This window comes from Mycoplasma sp. 4423 (genome assembly GCF_054353855.1).
In genome coordinates this window covers 15,467-36,708 of record NZ_JBTHHJ010000004.1, presented here as the reverse complement: position 1 = coordinate 36,708, position 21,242 = coordinate 15,467, and the positions used below count along the sequence as shown (strand labels likewise).

General features: G+C 29.8%; 7 protein-coding genes. 3 read left to right on the top strand and 4 right to left on the bottom strand.

The genetic code is table 4. The annotated features are described in order from the left end of the window. Positions 1-24: 24 nt before the first annotated feature. The 3 genes from ACXYRN_RS01200 to ACXYRN_RS01190 are packed head-to-tail and all read left to right on the top strand — an operon-like array spanning position 25 to position 13,423. On the top strand, positions 25-7,155 hold the full coding sequence (locus tag ACXYRN_RS01200; RefSeq protein ID WP_458607361.1) for a beta-N-acetylglucosaminidase domain-containing protein: 7,131 nt from the start codon (positions 25-27) through the stop codon (positions 7,153-7,155). A gap of 11 nt (positions 7,156-7,166) precedes the next feature. Continuing rightward, the gene (locus ACXYRN_RS01195; protein ID WP_458607360.1) at positions 7,167-8,369 is read left to right on the top strand and encodes a glycoside hydrolase family 20 zincin-like fold domain-containing protein; all 1,203 of its coding nucleotides are present in this window, start codon (positions 7,167-7,169) and stop codon (positions 8,367-8,369) included. Further along, positions 8,357-13,423, top strand: coding sequence for a hypothetical protein (locus tag ACXYRN_RS01190; protein ID WP_458607359.1), 5,067 nt, complete (start codon positions 8,357-8,359; stop codon positions 13,421-13,423). Before ACXYRN_RS01195 ends, ACXYRN_RS01190 begins: the two co-directional genes overlap by 13 nt. Positions 13,424-13,482: 59 nt before the next feature. On the opposite strand, the gene ACXYRN_RS01185 is transcribed toward ACXYRN_RS01190, so the two are convergent. The 4 genes from ACXYRN_RS01185 to ACXYRN_RS01170 are packed head-to-tail and all read right to left on the bottom strand — an operon-like array spanning position 13,483 to position 21,242. Next, on the bottom strand, positions 13,483-15,420 hold the full coding sequence (locus ACXYRN_RS01185) for an ABC transporter ATP-binding protein (RefSeq protein WP_458607358.1): 1,938 nt from the start codon (positions 15,418-15,420) through the stop codon (positions 13,483-13,485). Beyond that, on the bottom strand, positions 15,410-17,158 hold the full coding sequence (locus ACXYRN_RS01180) for an ABC transporter ATP-binding protein (protein WP_458607357.1): 1,749 nt from the start codon (positions 17,156-17,158) through the stop codon (positions 15,410-15,412). Before ACXYRN_RS01180 ends, ACXYRN_RS01185 begins: the two co-directional genes overlap by 11 nt. Further along, entirely contained in the window at positions 17,158-17,478 is a 321-nt protein-coding gene (locus tag ACXYRN_RS01175; protein WP_458607356.1) for a hypothetical protein, read from the bottom strand. The genes ACXYRN_RS01180 and ACXYRN_RS01175 overlap by 1 nt, the downstream gene beginning before the upstream one ends. After that, entirely contained in the window at positions 17,478-21,242 is a 3,765-nt protein-coding gene (locus ACXYRN_RS01170) for a DEAD/DEAH box helicase (protein WP_458607355.1), read from the bottom strand. The genes ACXYRN_RS01175 and ACXYRN_RS01170 overlap by 1 nt, the downstream gene beginning before the upstream one ends.

Genomic DNA, 21,242 nt, shown 5'->3' with positions numbered 1-21,242 from the left:
TAATTATTACTTTATTGAGGTGAAATGAAAATCAAAAGAAAATTAAAATTATTTCTTGGTGCTAGTGGTAGTTTAGGACTACTTGCTGGTGTTGCTGCTTCTGCGGAAGCACCTACACAAGGACAAAGTCAGACTACTTCAACAACATCAAGTGTTTCTGACCAACAAGGACAGACAACCACATATAAAATTACTCCATATGTGCATTCTATTTCATATTCAACAGATACAACTAACAGTGCAAAACGAACTTTTTTAGTCACTAGAGAAGTCAATTTAGTATTTGAAAATGGAATTGATTCTGTTACTAGAGCAAAATATGAAACAATTTTTAAAGATAAAGGATTAAAATATTCTGTTTCTAGAAGGTTTGTTAAAGGTAAAACAAATATTTTAGTAGGAATTCACGGAGATTCAGATGTTTTAGTTGATAATAAATTATCAGATTTATCAAATAATCTACCTTATGGAGATAATTTATGACTTCAAACTGATGCATATTGAATTTCAACTTTAAAAGATGGATATGTTTCTGTTTTAGCAAAAAATACTAATGCGGCATTTTATGCTGCAACTACTTTAGCGGAAGTCTTCAAACAACTTAATGGTTATGAGATTGAAAAATTTACCATTAAAGACTATGCAGATATAAAAATGCGTGGAACATTAGATGATTTCAAAGAATCACAGTGATCACAACAAGATCGTCTTGATTATTTTGCATGAGCATCTAAATATAAATTAAATACATATTTATATGCTGCTAGTGACGACTTAAAACATAGTAGTCAATGAAAATTATTATATACACCAGGTGAGCTTGCTAATATCAAAGAATTAGCAACAACTGGAGAATCTACTAAAGTAAGATTTGTATATACAATTAATCCATTTAACCAAGGTGACTTTACAGCAGATACATATAATTCAGATTTAGCAAGTTTAGAAAGTAAAATTTGACAACTTGCAACAGCTGGTATTAAACGTATTGCGCTATATGCAAGCAATGATGCGAATTTAAATACTAAAATCTTAAATGATTTAACATCTTGAATTAAAGAAAAAGTCGTTACTGCTTTTTCAGATTTTGATGCATCAACTTTATTTTTAGTATCTAATACCGAATACCAAGATTATTACAATTTATTACCAAAAGAAATTGAGATTGTAAAATTACCTAAATCTAATGCAGCAGAAGTTGCATCAAATGTAAGTGACTTTGTAAATAAAGCAAATCGTGGAGTTAGTTTATTATTAAATTGACCAACTACACAAAAATATGAAGATCAAGGAAATATGGTTTTAGGTGGTTTATCAACATATCTACCATCTATTACAAATAATCAATCTTTAACCAAAGGATTAGATGGAATTATAGTAAAACCAATGCAAGCTAAACTTGCTTCTCGCATCGCATTATTTGAAACAGCAAATTATGGCTGAAAAGTATGACAATCATCTAACGATGCCTGAGTACAATCATTTAATTATCTTTTAAATGATTCAGATTTAGAGAGCAAAGACGCACAAGCATTACGTACCATTGCATTAAGATTATTTGATAATCCTTATTCAGCAACAAACACTGTTGCTAATACCGATTCAGTTGCTTTAGAAAGTCATGCTAATAAGTTTAAACAAACATATAATACTAAAGCATTTAATTTATATGATGTATATACATTACAAGATGAGTTAACTAATTTAACTGATGCAGTGGATTTATTAAAAATTTCAACAGCAACAAAAACCAAAGCATTCTTTTCAGAAATTAAACCTTGAGCAAATATGCTTAAAGATTTATCAACAGCAGCAAATCATCTAATTGATGCAGCTGTTGATATTAAAGCAAATAAATATGATGATGCACTTAATGCATTCACATTAGGAGTAAATTTATATAAGAGTGCTATTGAATCACATCAGTATAACTACGATGGTGTGGCAGTTGAAGTAAATGCTGGAAACAAGGTTCTTAAGCCATTTATTCAATGACTTATCCCAGTTGTAAATCATGAATTACACAAGAGTCTTGGAGATGTTCCGAGAAATCAAGAAGTGATCACAAACTTACAAAACAAAGATTCTAAATCTGATGTAAAATGAGTTTTACAAAAAAATAACCAAAGAGTTTTAATTTATGGAAATCAAACAGGTTCAGTACCACCCGATAACAAAAATAAATACTTTGGAACATTATTTGATAAACCAATTCAATTCAGAGAACTTTGATTGAGATATGCAGGATATAAAAATGGTAGTGTCAAGGATCACTTTGATAATGCTAAAATTCAAGTACTCTATGCAGATGATGTAGATTATGCATCAGATTTGGATGTTACTACATATACTGCAGAGAAAAGACAAAATACACAAGAACGAAACACACATATAATTGATTTAACAAAAAAAACAATCAAAGAATCTTCGTGACATGATATTGATGGTGAAAATGCATCCGTTGCCACGGTAACCGGAATCCAATCATCAGTTCGTAAGGTAATTAAGCTTACTAAACCAATCGATGATGTAATTGGGGTAAGAATTAAGAATGATAGCAACACTACTAATAATGATGAATTTAGACTTTTAGAATTCTTAGTAAATCCACAAACAGATATAAATGATTTACAAAAACTAAATTATAATTTTTATAATCATTCAACCGATAATCTTAGTGCTGTAGATACTTCGAAGTTGAAAAATCCTACTAATAGAACTAAAACTGAATTAGAAAAATTAACTGATGATAATTTTTCTACCACAGAAACTTTTGGAACTGCAAATGCAGCAGATTTAGATCAAATTATCTTTAAATTAGATAAATTATCAGAAGTTTCTGCTGTTGCTTTCCAACAAGATATAGACAATACTAACAAAGGTTTCCCACTAATCCAAGTTAAATATTATGATTCTGCCACATCTACTTGAAAGAATTTTGGTAAAGGTTATGATAATTCTTATATTAAAGCACAAAGTGCTGAAGATGCAAAAGCAGAATACTATGAAACATATGGATATGCAAAAACTCAATATATCTCGCTTGTTTCTAGAGCAACAAACAGAGAACATGGAAATAATCCGTTAAAACTAGCAGGTTTACAAATATATGGACCTAATGAAGCTGTTGAAGGAGTCCATTATTATCCTTTTACAGTAATGAAATATTCTTCCGATCAATCAATCAATGATATTGTTAACCCAGATTCAGATACTGTTACTAAACTTACTACATCAGTTACAGCATCTGGTAGTTCAGGAACAAATAATGTTTCTAATAATAATAATAATAGCAATAATGTAGATTATTCTGGAGACTATGTTGATGTAAACTTTGATCGTCACAGTGCGATTAGTTCAATCCACTTTGTGCAAGGGGATAACTTTTTAGATAAATATATCGTGCAAGGGTATGTTAATGATACTTTTACCACTTTATCGACTATTCAAAATTCTACAGGTGATGATGTAATTAAAATTACTGATACTAAAAAATATAATGGTATCCGTATTAAACCTACAACTGGATTTACAGCAAAACCATCATGAGATATTAAACATTTATTTATTACCCCACTTGAAAATCCGGTAACAACTGCTTATATATATCATTCTTATAATGTTAACACTGATAAATTATTATCATCATATAATAATGATACCTTTAAATTATTTGCCAAAGAAGGAAACACAGTATCAGTTAAAGTAAAAGATAAAAGTGGTTTCGGATTAGATTTACAAAAGATTTATACTTTAAAAGATGTCAAATTTGCAAGTGTGCTTCCAGAATACCTTATTAGTCAAGCATCAACTGATGGTGTAACTTGATTTAATTTATATAATAGCACACAACTAACTGATAAGCCGGTTAGATACATTCGATTACAATACTCAAAAAACTTATATGATAATAGTGATTTTGGTTTAGGCGAAACTAAAACTGATACAACATCAAAAGATATTTACTTTAGTGGTATGACAGTAACAGTTAAAGACTTTGATCGTTTTGGTCGCATTGTAGATAGTGATTTAGAAGCTTCTAACATTGAAAATAACTATGGTGGTTTTGATGGTGATTTCGATACATCAACTAAATTTATCTCAACTCCAAAAGCAAATAATGAAGTTGTTTATGATTTAGGTTCTGATATTGATTTAACATCATTAAAAATCTATGCAAATAATAACTCATATAACTATCCAAGAGACTTAGAAGTATTGGTAGCTCAAACAAATGATAAAAATACCGTATGAAAATCATTATTTGAAATCGGAAATGATCCAAATAACTTAGAAGATATTTTAGCTCGCACCAATAGTGGAACTATTGATACTGAACATCCACGATTTAAATGATGAGGTGTTGATAATTTAACTGATACTAAAGCTAGATATGTAAAATTATTAATTAAAAAAGATTATCCGGTCAATCGCTTATTAGAAATCAACGAAATCCAAGTTAATGGTGGAAAATATTATTCAAAAACCGATCCTAGATTCTATGGAACTAATTATCAAGCTGCATCGGTAGAACATGAACCTGCTGCAATGCTGGATGCAGATTATACTACCTATTGAGAACCAAAAGAAGAAACTGGTGAGTTATATTATAACGTTGCTGATACCAACTGAAAAGATAAAAACTTAATGGTAGTTTCGACTGGACAACCATCAGATGCTGTTGTCTATCAAATTACATATAATATATTAGATGGTAAATATGAATACAAAAGACTTGGAACCTTATTTAACAACATCGTAACATTTTCTTTATATAAACCTGAGACCTATTTACAGGGTATAAACAGTGCAAACTTAGTTCGATTTAAAATTAAATGAAGTGGTAAAAAACCAAAAATTGTGCAATTTAACCCTTATGTAATTACTGGGGAAGTTGCAGATAAAACAGCAATTAATAAGTTAAAATCATCTTATGAAAATCAAAATGATACTAATAATCGAACCGAAGAATCAAAGGATGCATATGTAAATGCTGAACATGCTCTTAAGCAATTAATTGATTCTAAGGATAAAGCTACTGAACCAGCAAAAAATACAAGAGCTAAACGTGCAGCAGCCACAACTGATACGACAGATACTCAAAAAGATGCAAAAGCAGAGGAAAACATCCAAAGAGTTACAAGACAAGCTCTTCAGCGTTATGTTGATAAATATGTAGACGCTTTATACTTTCCAACCATTAAAGCAACTGCTAATGTGGATGCAGAAAAATATACTATAAAAATACCTGTTCCTTTTCCAACATATGCTAAAGTTTCCTCAGCTACTTATCTGCAATATTTATTAAATGGTTACGTAAATCCTGCTTTATATACAAAAACTTCATATCAGCCATATCAAGATGCTGTTAATGAAGCTAAATTAGCATTAGCAAATCCAAATAATTTAACCACATCAGTTACAAATGCGATGATCAATCAACTTATGAAAACTAAAGAAGCATTAGTTAAACTACCAACATTTAACAAGCAAATTGCTCAGTTAAATGTTGCAAAATTTGATTTATTAAATCCAATCGAATATCAATATCCAAGTTTCAATGATCTTAAAACTCATGTGGAATCAATTCGTTCAAAAGTTAATACTTCTAGTGATTCTACAACTGAAGATAATTACAAACAACTAAATGAACAATTTGATACTAAATATGCTGCATTAGAAGAATCTACTGTCGGTGCAAAAATTAAAGAATACGAAGCATATCGTGATGCTCATTCATATCCATTTAATGATAAATACCAATTAAAGTTCCCTGCTTTATCAAATCAGTTGTTAACTGAGGTGCAAAATGATGATAATATAGTATATTCACAATATATTACAGCTGATAAAGTGCAAGAAGCCTTAGATTCATTAAAAGCTGTTACTGAATCAGTTATTAATGAACGTAATTTAGCAATTGCAAAATACAAGTTATTATTATTAGATCCGATTTCTAATGATAATAATGTCTGAACCGATGCATCATATCGTGAATATCAAGCTGTTTTAGATCGCATTGCTTCTAATGTTTCTGGTTCTAAAATTGATTTATTATCACAAGCGCAAATTAACCAAGATGAAGCCAATCTTAAAGAGACTGCTAAAGCATTAGTTGTAAATTCTACAAACTTAGATGATGCAAAAACATTAGCAAAAGCATTAATTGCTAAATTAGATGATAAATCCAACTACTTAGCTCGTGTTGATGCAACTAATAACTCATCTGAACTTACTCGAATCATCGAACATCTTCAAGAAGAATATTCATTCCAAGAATGAAGTAAATACACCGATGCTGTAAATGCAGTAAACAAAGATTTACCAAAATTATTGCAAGAGTCTAAAAAAGCTGCTCTTGAAAATCTTTTAGCAAAAGCATTTACCAAAACCGATGTAGACAAAGTTGCAAGCCAACTTACAGCATTATTAGACAAACAAAACCAAGTAACCACATTAAACCAAGACATCGATACTTTAATCGCTGGATTAGCTTCACAGGCCTTGAAAAACACTTATTCTAACTCACTGACAGCACTAAATGCACAATACGATGCGATGGTAAATGGTTTACAAAGCATAGATAAGCTTGATAGCTTAGCACAACCTACCTTAGATGCTTTAGCTGTGCTAAAAGTTAAGGTAAATGATGCAAACCAAACTTCTAAAGCAATTTCTGAAGAAATTAAAGATTTAACACCAGATATTAAACAAAGTATTTTAGATGATGTTAATAATGCAACTAATAATGATTTATTAGCTAAGGAATTAACAATTGCACAAAAACTAAGTTTCAATTATCTTTTAAATTTAGTTTCACAGCAAGCTGATCAAATCAAAGATGCTGCATCAAAAGAAAGTTTTAAGAACGAGTTAAAAGATGCAACCACAAAAGAACAGTTGTTGCAAATACGTAAAAAAATTGCTGACGTCCAAGAACAAGCTGATAAAGAAGCTCAAAAACCTGTTCCTGAAAGCAAACCAGAGCAACCTACAACTCCACAAAAACCTAAAGATGAAAATCCAAAAGTTGTTACAACTTCAAATAACAAAGGTGCCATTGCAGCAATCGTTGTGTTATTAGTCTTAGCAGCAGTATTAGTTGCAGCATCAGTATTTGTATTTAATAAAAAATCTAAGAAAAAGGATAAATAAAGAAGTATATAATGAAGAAAACTAAACTTAAAGCATTATTTTTTGGCGCTTCTGCAGTAGCAACTGCTTGTATCGCAGCTGCTACCAGCAACCAAAGTGAACAAACTGCTTCGCACCAAGAATATGCTATTTTTCCAATGGTTCATAATATTTTGTATCAAAACAAAACTTCTTTGATTAGTCAAGATGTTAACTTAGTATATGAAAACGGAATCGATTCAGCAACTAAAAACCGTATCCATGAAGCGCTTGCTTTTAGACATATTACTTCAAGCGAATCTAGAAGTCTTGTAAGCGGAAAAACCAACATCCTTGTTGGTATCCAAGGTGATAGTGACAATTTAGTTGATAATGATATTAAAAAAATAGATTCAAGCGATGATTTTGCAGCAAGTAATTTTGCTAAAAATGATGCATATGTAATTAAAACTCAAGATAATTACATTTCATTATTAGCAAAAGATTCAGATGCAGCTTTCTTTGGTGCAACTACTTTATGACATATCTTCCAACAACTTGATGGATATAAAATAGAAGATTTTACCATTAAAGATTACGCTGATGTTAAAATCCGTGGATTTATGGACTCACACCGAGTTTTTGATGGTGCTGAACATAATCAGACTAAAGATGAAATGATTGATATTATGCGCTTTTCAAGCTACTATAAAATCAATACTTATATCTTTGAACCTGATAAAACACTAGCTGGAGCTTATGCTAATAATCAAAATCAAATAACTACTAAAGATGGTGATTCAGATACAGATAAACAAACACAAAAAGCTTGAATGGTTCCACTCAATCAAGCACAACTGGATGAACTTACAGAATTAGCCAAAGTTTCAAAAGAAACTCATGTTAAATTTGTTTTTGCCTTAGATGCTTTATCAGATTTTACCAATGAAAATTATGATGCTAATTTAACACTTTTAAAAGCTAAATACTTACAAGCAATTAAGGCTGGTGTTCGTAAAATCGGATTAATGTCTATGGGTGAGCAATCACCTAAAACGGTGCAATTATTCACTGATTTAGTTGCTTGAATCAAGAGTTTAAAAAGCACCTATCCTGATTTAGATACTAATATTATCTTCCAAGGAAATTTTGGTCGCTCATCTGCGATTACTCCACGCTTACAAAAAGTGCTTCTACTAAAACACCAGGATTTATTTCATATTATGCATCGCTTCCATCAGAAGTGCAACCGTTAATTTTAGATGATGAATTTAATGATCACCAATACATTAATGAATACGATGTAGACAAATATACCCAAGATGGACAACAAATTAAACCGATCTTCTTTAAAGAATACCCAGATAATTTTGCTCGCGATGCAAATAAATTATATTTAAGAACTGCTGAAGAATTGATTCGTCCAAATGCTCAAAATGGATATAACGGAGACTATACATCAGTGAATGTTGATCCAAGTAAATTTACCGGATTTATTTTATCTACCGGAAATAAAAAAGCAGAGTTTTCAAAATTTGGTTTCTTCGATTTGGCTAACATTACTTGAAAAATATTACCAGCAGGTGATGGTAGACAAATTGAAAAGGATCTGATATATCAAGCTTCGTTTCGTGCTATTGCTAATAACACTGCAATTGAAACACCAGAATCAATTGCTTTAAGAAGACTAGGAGCATACATTGCTCAAGATACTTATTCAGAAGCACTTTTTGCCGGAGATGGATTAACTCCAGCAGCATCTAATTTTTATAATGTTTTAAATAGTGATAATAGCAATGGAACTAGTACTTATCATGAAAATGAAGCGCAAACTTATTTAACACAATTAAATTATATGTTTCCACAAATACAGATTTTATTAGAAAATAAATCACATTCTAAATTTATTAATACCATTCATGAATTTGTTTTAGCTGCTTCGGATTATTTTCAAGCACAAAAATACTTTGTGTTAACTTATATTGAAGCAAATAAATCTAATCCAGATGATGAAAAAATTGTTGATTATTATATAAAAGCGCAAAATTATTTTTTATCATATCAAAGTCGTAACTATTATTCAACTTCATTTAGGGATATTGGTATCGGATCACACTTTACCCGTAATCTTACTTCGTTATTAACACCACAGCTATTGGCAAAGGTAGAAAAACTACTTCCAACTGCTGCAGACCCACAAAATAATGGAATGAGTATTATTACCGATTTAACTAGTCCAAATACTCAACAAAATATTCCTGGTTCAATATTTACTTTAAATAACCAAAGACAATTCGTCTATACATTGGATGCGAATCGAACAAATAATAATCGTATCTTACCTAACAACTACTTTGGAGTTAAATTTGATAAACCAATCGATGTTAAAGACTTACAAATTAAATTTGGAACAAATACTTCTAATTCAGAAGAGTATTTCACTAAATTTAAAATTCAATATCATCTAAATACAGATAACAAAGATGTATGAAATGATTTACCTAAGGATCCTAATGCTCAATCAAGTAGTTCGTCTGATGGTTCGACTACAACAGATAACTCTTATACTTTAAGCAAATCTAGTTTTTCAACTTCAAATACCTTTAAAATTTCAGTAAACCAAAAAAATGTTCGTGCCATTCGTATGATTGATACCGAAACTGGAACTGGTAGAAATAAATGATTCCGTATTTATGAATTTGTTGTTAATACTGATACAGCTCCAAGGGCTGGAACAACTGCATTAGTCTTGCAACATGATGACCAAACCCACGGAAGTGATTCTGCTAATAAACTAAATTTTACAAATGATAATGTTTCAAATATAAATAAATCTATTTTTGATAATAGTGTTTCAATCAATAATTTTACTAATAATAAATTTATTCAATTTAAATTAGCTAATGCAGCTGAGGTTTCATCAGTAGTTATCGACCAAGGAAAAAATGACTCATCAGTTAGTTATTTAAATAATGGTGTAATTGAATATTGAGATGCTAATGCTAAAGCATCTGGTTCTGAATCTGATACTGGTGCTTGAGTTAAATTTGGTAACTTAGTTCTATCACAAAGATACCAAATCATTCGTGGTAAAGCATTTGCACAATTTTTCAGATTACGTTCTACTGATACTTCATTTTCTGGACCATTATCATTAGTTTCAATCCATTTATTTGGACCTGGAAATCAATATTTATATACTGATAAAAACTCAAGTGATACAACTAATTTGTTTACTCAAGTTGTTGATAAGGATGAATTTGGATTATTTGTTGGTAAAACAACTGGTTCCGATGGTGCTTCATCAACTACACCAGTAAACTTAACAACAGATAAATATGTTGGTTTAGACTTAAAGCAAATGTATCAACTTAATACTATTAAGTTAAACGGACAAGATAGCATTCCTAATAATGTATCATTAGAAACATCAAGAAACGGAATCGTATGATATCCATATAAAGGAACTTTTGATGATAACAACAAGTTTGCAAGATACATTAGAATTAAAAAGGCTACAACTACAACAGCTGAAAATAATCAGGAGCCAACTCTTTCTAGTTTGGATGTAAAAGTTGTAGATAGTAAAACATACGGAAGAATGATTGGTTCAAATGTGCAAACAATTAACGGTTGAGGTGAAGATACTCGTTATTCAGGTAATGCTATAGATGGTAATGTATCAACATATGATATTTATAATGGATATCCACTGCAAAATGATTATATCATTTATGATTTAGGAAATACAGTAACCTTAAATTCATTAAAGATGTATGTAGATAAAGATACTTATAACTATCCAAGATTCTTTAAAATCTTAGTTTCTGATAAAAATACTAATACTGATTCGGATTGACATGAAATCTATAACAGTACACCAGCAGGTGAAAGTAGCACTAATCCTACTTCGTTATCAGAAGTTAAAGATCCACAATATATTCAAACTAACAACTTATCATATCCACAATTTAAAAATATTGTAAAAGTAGATCCACAGCGACCAAATTATAGATATTTTGATGCTGATAAAATTTCTGCACTAACTAACAAAAATGTTCGATATGTAAAAATAGTATTTACCAAGACACTTAATATACTTTTAGATAATAATAATCATAATTTATCTCGTGGAGTACAAATTAATGAAATTGTGGTAAATGATAATTGAGATAATGTTCCAAAAGATCCAAGATTTGATGGAACTAATTATTTACCTGCTAATAAAAATAACTACCCAGTTAAATTCTTAGATGGAAATTACAACACATACTGAAGTCCAGATACACAAAATGGAAGCTTAAAATTCTATGTTGATCCTAATACATATGATGGTAAGGATTTATTAGTATATTCTGATGGATCAGCAACCAATGCAACCATTTCAGTGATGCTTTATGATAAAAATACTAAAAAACAAGAAACACAAAAACTTGGACTATTAGCATTTTCAAATATGACCTTTGATTTAACTCAATCAGATAGCAATAAAAAAATCATTGGGTTCCAAATAGACTGAAGTGATAAAAAACCAGTTATTTATGAACTTGCTCCATCGATGCGTCCTACTACTTCTAGCGGTGATAATAGCCACGAGCAAACAACCTTAGTAGCATTAAAAACACAAGTTGATAAGACACCAGAAAACTTTGATGCTTGAACTAAGGATGCTCAAGATCGTTGAAATAAATTAAAAGAACAAGTTAGTGCATTAGTTGCAGATAATGCAAAATTACCAATTAATACATTAAATAACATTAAAAAAAGTATTGAAAATGCACAAAAAGGTGATCTTAAAATAACAGCAGATAATGTTAAAACATTAAATGATATTATTAATGCTACACTTCCTAATACCTCATATGTGCAAGATGCTAACTATGCACTATATCAATTGTTATTAACCAGTGCAAAACAAATGATTGATCCAAAGAATCAAAATCTTTATTCACAAGCTGATTATCAAGCTCTAAAGGATAGATTCGATCAAGTGCAACCTACTTTAAAATACACCAGTTTCGATCAACAAGTTTCTGATTATAATTTAGCTAAAATCGATTCATTAGATGCAAGTCACTATGATCCACAAACTTTTGCAAAATTACATCAAGCAAAGAAACAACTTGATTCAAAAATTAAATCTGGAACAGCAACACCAGCTGATTACTACCAAGTTAACCAATTAGTAAAACAATCAATCGATAGTTTAAAACCAAATGAATTAGGAACTACATATACAAAGCTAGCAGATGCAATTACTAAAGCAAAAGCATTTATTGCAGAAAATGCTTTAAAATTCCCACAACAATCACAACAATTACAAAAACAAATTGATCAATGACAGGCAACTTTAAACAACAAAGATGCTAAGTTAGAGGATTTACAAAAAGCTTTAGATCGGATGAATCGTGCTAATGAAGATGCACAAACTCAAAAAGATGAATTAGTTGCTTCATTAGATAATTTATTGACACCACTTGCTAATACTGATGAAATCTATACCGATGCATCATACCAAACATATCTTGATGTAATTAATCAAATTAAAACACTCAATCATGATCCATCGATGTTAACTGCATCGGATATCCAAAAATATGTAAAACAAATTCAAGATGCACAAAGTATGTTAGCGATTTCACCAACTAAACTTGAAACTGCTAAAAAACAAGCTGTCACATTGACCGAAGGCCTAGATTCAGAAGTTCAACAAGAATTTAAAGATCAACTTGCAAAAGCAAAAGATACTGCTGCATTAGCTAAAATCATTAATGCAATTAATGATAAAGTGCAACAAAGCAAGAAAAATAAAGAAGTTTTATCTAATAGCATCAAACGTTTATTAGATAAACTAACAAACGAAAAACTCAAAGCAGACTTAGAGCAAGAAGTTAAGGAAGCTAAAACCGAAAATGAATTAGCAAACTTTAAATCAAAAGTGTTACAACTATTAAGTCCAAAACCAACCTTACCTGCTCAGCCAGATACACCAGAAAATGGTGATAATGATACTCAAAAACCAGAGCAAGGCGGAAGCACTAATAACCCATCAAATACCGAAGGTTCAAAACCACAAGAAGGAGGCAATAGTGGATCAACAACCACTCCACCTACTTCCGAAAACAAACCAAAAGACCAAAATCCACAAGATAATAAAAATGCACAAACATCAAAAACTGTTGAAAAATCTACTGGACCAACTGGTGGAACAATTGCTGGTATTGTAATCGCTGTATTAGCATTTGTTCTCGGTATAGCAACCTTTGGATATACTTGATTTAAAAACAAGAAGAAAAAATCAAATCAATAATTTTTAAAAACATCGCATCTGCGATGTTTTTTTTGATTCAAAAACACTGCAAAGCAGTGTTAGATATTTTGTTTTTGTGAATTATTTCATAACTGAAAGTATTTACCTTGATTTTGTAGCAGTTGCTGATGACTGCCTTGCTCGATAATTTGTCCATTATTAATTACTAATATCAGATCAGCATTTTTAATGGTGCTTAATCGATGCGCGATAATAAAAGTAGTTCGATTTTGCATTAATTTATCCATCGATGTTTGTATTTGATATTCAGTTAAGGTATCTATATTCGATGTTGCTTCATCAAAGATTAAAATAGGTGGATTTTTATAAGTAACCCTTGCAATTGTAATAAGTTGTTTTTGTCCTTGCGAAAGTTTGCTGCCACGATCTTTGAGATAGGTGTGTTCTTTAGCATCTAATTTATCTATATGCTCTGTTAAATTTGAGACAAGAATGGATTTATGTAACTGTTGCTGGTCAATTGCATCGAATCCGTAAGTTATGTTGTTGGCTACTGTGTCAGAAAATAATGATGCATCCTGTAAAATCATACCTATCACCTTGCGTAGTGAGTTTTTATCAATCTCTTTGATATTAATCCCGTCGATATAAATATCCCCGCTATTTTGCTCATAAAAGCGTATTAATAAGGAAGTGATGGTGGTTTTACCAGCGCCAGTTGGCCCAACTAGTGCGATTTTACTTCCTGCTTTTGTTTTAAATGAGATGTTTTTTATAGCAATATTTTGATCATATCCAAAAGACACATTATCAAAAACAACCTCTCCATGCACTTTTTGATAACCTGTTAAATATCCATATGCATCAGTAAATTTATATGCTCAAAATGCTGCATCTGATTCAGATTCGATGTATTGGTTGTTTTTTAAAACAACTTTAACAGCTTGGATGTTACCGTGATTGAGTTCTGGGGATTGCTTAAGAATATCAAACACACGTTTACCACCTGCTAATGCGATGATTATCGAATTGGCTATTTCTAAAATAGAAGAAACAGGGCTAGAAAAACTTTTAGCAAACTGTGTAAATGCAATTAATACCCCGACGCTTAATCCAAAACCTTCGCTTTGTCCGTTGATCAATAAAATTGCTCCGAAAATAGCTACAATAATATATCCTAAGTTGCCTGCTCACATTGCAAACGGAAACAACAAATCAGCATAACCACGGGCTTTTAGTTCGTCTTGGTATAAAGAATTTGAATATTTTTGATAATCATTTAAAACATTTTGCTCTTGACCAAAGATTTTTAATGTCTTTAAATTTGATACTACTTCTTCAGTAAATCCTGATAAAGCACCATTGCTTCTTTGACGCTTGATAAATCCTTTTTTAGATTGCATCCCGATAAAATATGAAAACATTAAAATTACTAACATCACTGCAAGCATAATTAAGGCAAGTTTTCAATTCAGCGAAAACATAACTACTACTGAAACACTTAAAGTGATAAATGTATCAATAACCTTAGGAAGCGAGTTAGATAAAAAATCCCTTAATGTATCAATATCGGATGTAAAGCGAGCCATTAAGTCGCCTTTAGAATTAGCATCAAAGAATGCAATGGGTAGACTTTGAATATGCTTATATAAGTTGCTACGTAACTTAGTCAATATATGATTTGATACTTTGATTAATAATCTTTTTCAGATAAAACCAGCGAAAACTGTTATAAAAAATCATACAGCTGATAAAGCAACAACAATATAAAACCATTTATAGTTAAATGTTTTTGCATAATTTTGTGCATTAGCAGAAAAATTATTTAAAAATCCATCAATAATAATTTTTCCGATAAAAACTTGATTATATAACAGACCACCTGAGCCAATAATGATTAAAAACAAAGAAATAATTAAAACTATTTTATTATCTTTTCATAGTAGTTTTAAAATATTTTTAAAGGTAGAAATTTTTTGTTTATTTGTTAGTTTTGGAACTTGCTTAGCAAAAGAGGTATGAAAATTATTTCGCATCAAGACCTCCTAAAGCACCTTGCAACATATTTAGTTTCTGATAATATGAATTAGTTTTTATAAGTTCATTGTGAGTACCTACATTTGTTATCATTCCATTTTCAATCACAACAATTTGATCACAAATAGCAAGTGAAGCAATTTTTTGTGAAACAATAATTTTGGTAGTTTTAATGTTATTTAAAACTGATAAAATACTTTTTTCAGTTTTAGCATCTAATGCTGATGTTGCGTCATCTAAAAGTAGTATTTTAGGATTTTTAATCAATGCTCTTGCTAAATATAACCTTTGCTTTTGTCCACCTGATAAATTTTTACCACCCTGTAAAATTTGATAATCCAATTGTTCTTTTTGACTTGCTACAAAATCTCAGATGCAAACTTGTTTTAGCACATCGATAATTTGCTCATCGCTGGCATCAGGATTACCTCATTTGATGTTATCACGAATGCTTCCTAAAAAAAGTGATGTATCTTGAAAAACTGCTGAAATACCAGAGCGAAGCGAAGCAAAAGAATAATCTTTTACATCAATTCCATCTATTAAAACATTTCCATCGGTTGCATCATAAAATCTTGGTATCAGAGAAAGCAAGCTACTTTTTCCTGATGATGTAGCACCAATTATCCCGATGCTTTGACCTACCTTAATTTTTATATTAATGTTTTCTAATGAGTTGAAAGAGTTACCATGATATTTTAAGTACACATTTTTAAATTCAATTTCACCTAAAATTTCTTTATTAATGCAAGTTTTTTTTTCAATAATCGAAACTTGATGCTTAATTAGCTCATTATATCTTTTAGCACTTGGTATAGAGCGAAACAGTTCACCTGAGATGTTTAAAATTCCTAAAAAAGAGCCAGTTATCATTCAAATGTAAGTTGAAAAAGCTGTAATAGTACCGATTTTTATTTTTTGTGCAAGCACTTGATTTACACCAATAACAACTAAAGCAATCACTGACATAAAAATGGTATTCATAATCACAATATGATATCAAGTAAAAACCTTTTCACCTTTGATGTTAATATCTCGCATTTGATTGTTTACAGCATCGTGGTTTTGTGCTTCTTGGTTTTCTGTTACATATGATTTAATCAGCCTCATAGAATTAAGGTTTTCTTGCAACTTTGTATTATATTGATCAGATTTTTTAAATGTTTTATAAAAAATCGGGATACCGTATTTTCACATAATTAAAAAGAAACCAAATAATAATGGTAAACTGACTGCAAAAATAATTGATAGCACACCTGATTGTGTAATAGCAAAAACCAAAGAACTGATAAACATAATTGGTAGTCTAAATAACGGTCGGCCCATAATACCATACAACTTTACAATGTTATCAATATCGGTATTAAGTCGGTTTACAATCACACCTGTTGAAAATTTATCCATATCTTCAAATGAAAAAGTTTGTATTTTGGAAAAAAGTTTCAAGCGCAGATTCTTAGCAAAACGATACCGTGCAATAACATTTAAATAAGAGCTAAGCATCGTGAAACCACCGATTAAGATACCAAAAGAGACTAATAATGCAGCATTTTTAAGCACAATGTGATATTTATCATTATAGTTTTTGAATGCATCAGAAACTGTATCAGTGATGTCTTTAACAAATAAAGGCATATATGTTTCTAAAATGATGCTAGAAACACCTAGCAAAATAGTAACCAGAAATAAAATTCTGGTTCCATAGGTGATAGAAAATAAAGAAATTTTATGATTCATTATTTAATGTGTCCATCGTTAATGCATTTGCAATCCACATTTTCAGTATTTAATGTATGTGTAGTGTTAAGAAGATCAAAATATTTCTTTTTAAATTTTTTATTTAAAAAGTAATAAGTGAATAAACCTTTTTTGTTAGCATCAATGATGTTTTTTTTCTTTAGGTCGCTAAGGTGTTTTGAAATATTGGCTTGTTTGCTTTTTAAGGTTTGAGCAAGTGTTAAAACATCGCATTCTTGTTCGTGACAGGTAAATAAGTGCAAAATAATTTTTCGTTTAATATTTTTTGAAAGTATTGATAAAACATCAGAAAGGTTCATTATTTATCCTTTCGTTCTATTTTCATTTCAACAGTTTTGGTAAATTCATCAACATCTTTTAAAAAGTCATCATTTACCACGGTTTTAGTTTGCTCATCAGATATTTCATCGGTATTACTCATAATTCAATCTTTTGGATCTTCGTATAAATAATCTGTTGTCAAATTATCAAAAGTTGATTTATTATCAACTTTTATCCCAATTGAATCTCAATAATCACTTTCATTTTCAGTAAATTCTACTTCTTTGCTGACGTTTAAATATACCGGTGCTGTAACTTCTTCATCTTTACCAATCACAGCAACTGATGCATCTGAATCATCTGGGATTGAAATATCTTCGGTTTTGACATCAAGGGTTTGATTTCCTGTTTCTTCTTTAATATCTTCATTAGTTTGGATACTCTGACTAAAAATTTTATGTAATTCTGCATCTAAATGATCATCATTTTGGATAAGTGATGTAAGAATCATAGCATCATTTTTATCTTCTTCAATTGAATGATAATTAATTTGTTGGGTAACCTTTTTAACTTCTGTATTTTGCTCTTGCTGCAAGGTATTTTGAGAACTTGTAAGTTTAATATCAGCATCAGTAACAACAAAAATATTAGTTTTATTTAAAATGTAGGTATTGGTTGGTTGGTTTTCTGAAACTACTTCATCAAAATCAAATCATAAACTAATTTGATTTTGCATAGTAATTCAATTGATTGGATTAATTACAATAACATCGTATTTTTTAGCCTTTAAGAAGCGATATTTATCGCGGATGGCTAAATATCCATTTATAGCATTTTCTCCGTATTCAAAAGTGTCAAAAAGCACACATTTATAAGGTTTTTCATTCTTAGTAATAACTAAATCGATGTCTAAAGATCCGATGTTATATTTGGTAAATAATTCATAATTGTGTTTACCTTTAATAATATCTTCAAATTCAGTCTTCACAAGTTCTTTAAATCAAGTTACTTTACTTTGGTTTTCTACCGATGAATCAAGTTTTTTAGATGCAAATGTTTCTTTTAGAAGCTCTCTTTTTGAATCAGCATCCCTTTCTAAAAACTGTAATCATTTTTTAAAAATAATTAAATCATCCGATGAATTTGGCAGAATTTGTATATCATCTGCTTTAATAGTTTTGATCACTATCATTTTCTCTTTAGCACGCGATATAGCAACATTCAAAGCATTTGAACCACCACTTCGTGAAACATATGTAGAATTTAACTTAGTGGATTTATCATATGAAATAGTAGCAATTACTAAGTCTGCTTCATCTCCTTGGATATTTTCGATGTTGCGGATTAATAGTTTTTTTTGATTAATTGCTGCTTCTAAATTTGGATGGTAAGAATAAATTAGGTTAGTTAAATAATCACTTTGTCGTGAGTTGAATGCTAATAAAATGATTTTATTATATTTATCTAAATTTAAATTAAGTAACTGTAATGCTTTTTGTGCTTCAACTTTGTTGTGATTATCTTCTCAGTTTCCATCAACTTGATATACTTCAACTGAATTTTCATCACTAGCAGATGCATTATCAACTACATCGAGGGTTGATTGATAAAAGTACTTAGATGAAAAAGTCATTAATGCAGCATTTTTAGCACGATAATTTTTATCTAAAATAATTTGATATACTCCTAATGATAAAGCATAATCAAGTAGTGAATCCACTTTACCAAAAATGGTATCATCAGTGTTTCGTGAACCAAATCAGTTGCTTGGACGCATTTGTTGTTTATCTCCTGCTAATATCTTAGTTTTAGCTAAATATAAAATCGGTAAACCTTTTTCAATGAATATTTGACTAGATTCATCTAAGATTGCATAATCAAATTCTTCTTTATTTCAAGTAGATAAATCTGTATCTGGTGTTGCTACAATTACAGGGAAGATTAATTTAATCATTTCAGCATATTTTTTAACAAAACGATACGGTTCAAGATTTTGGATGCGAACACTTTGTGAAAATTCACGATATAATCGTTGCAATTGTGGGTTAAATTCTTTGATTTGCTTTACATAGCGCTCTAAGGTAATGTTTTTAACTATCTCAGCACTTAATGTTTGCTGATCGAAATTGATATTTTTAGATTCGTTGATAATGCGATTTAGGTATTTTACCGAGTTACTAACATTTTTAATAGAATGAAAATTGTTTATTAATCGGTATAAACTTCCTGAAAAGTTGCTTAATTTGTTTTCGATCTGCTTAGCAACATCGCGAATCTTTCAATATTTTTTCATAAAAAATAAGAAATAACTATTATTTTCTTTTAAAATGCTTTTTGCAACTTTTCCTTCTTGTAAGGTTGATGAAGGGTAAATAATATCTTTTGGTAAATCATTAATAAACTGTGGATCATTTTCTAAATCGACATCCATTTTGTATTTGTATAAATAGTAATATGCTTGAAATAGTTGGTTTATCCCATCTTGATTCAGGATATTATTTACATTAACAATATGTCTGCTTTCTTGTTGGCTTATTACTGGATATTTTTGTAGTTGTTGCTTTGAATCAAAATTTTCCAGCATATCAAGGTATTCTTGAATAGGTTGATAAAACTTTTTCTTTTTAACATCTTTATAATTAAGTAAAAATAAACAAAATTTACTTAAAATTCCAAGACGTTCATTAATAACATCTAAGGCAGCTTTCTTTTGTGAAGCAACAATAACTTTTTTACCATAAATTAAAATATTTGTTATTAAATTAACGATTGTCTGTGATTTTCCAGTTCCAGGAGGCCCTCAGATAATGGTATTTTGCTGTAATGCAGATAAAACTGCTTTATCTTGTGAAAGATTGGATTTAGCAACATTAAATAATGAAATATTTTCATTTTTAAGAAGTTGTATCACTTTGTTTTTATATTTGTTTTTATCAAATTCAACCTTAAAAATATCATTAATTTCATCGTTATTAATAATTTCTTTCATCCGATTGCGTGAATATCCACCTCAAGGTTGAAAAATCCCTAATAACATACCCTTATGAAACATTAAGTTTTCATTAATAATCAAATCACTGCGAAGTGGAGTAAATTTATCATATAAATCATTAGGTAAGGTAAATAAATTGTTTCAATCGGTTTTTAGTTTTTCAAAAATTGCATTAATTTCAAAGTTCTCAAAGTTAGAATCGATGTTAAGGTTAAATCCTGAGTTGTTTAAAAAGAAAATGAGTTTTTCATTAACTTTAATATCTCCATCTGAAAATAAATAAGGAATAGTATTTTTAAATTTAATTTGAACTTCTTTAAAAAACATTGGCGCATAAATAACTTTGTCATCTTTGCGCAGTGAAACAAACAAAAATCCGATGTGTAACGGTCATGTATTGGTTTCATCCAAAATGGATGTTACTTTATTATCTAAAATTTTTCATTTGCGAATCGCTTTTTGTTGTATATGTTCTAAAAAATTGATCACATTTTTTTGTTCATATTCAAAATTAGCTTTAAAATCTACCTTAGATGTTCTTATATATTTATTTGCTTTTGATTCTAAAAGAGATTTTAAAGAATTAAAATCGTAAGTATTTTTAACTTGATCGATAAAATCGATCAAGTTTCCATCTAATAAACTGATCTCAAATTTTTCCTTATTCAAAACTTCTTTAAAATCTTCAAGACGTAAAAGATTATAAATATCTACACAATTATTTTCACTAAGTTTAGTAAAAATTGATGCATCATTTTGTGAGATATCGAGCAAATTATCTAAAATTACTTGGTATTTGTTTTCTTGCAT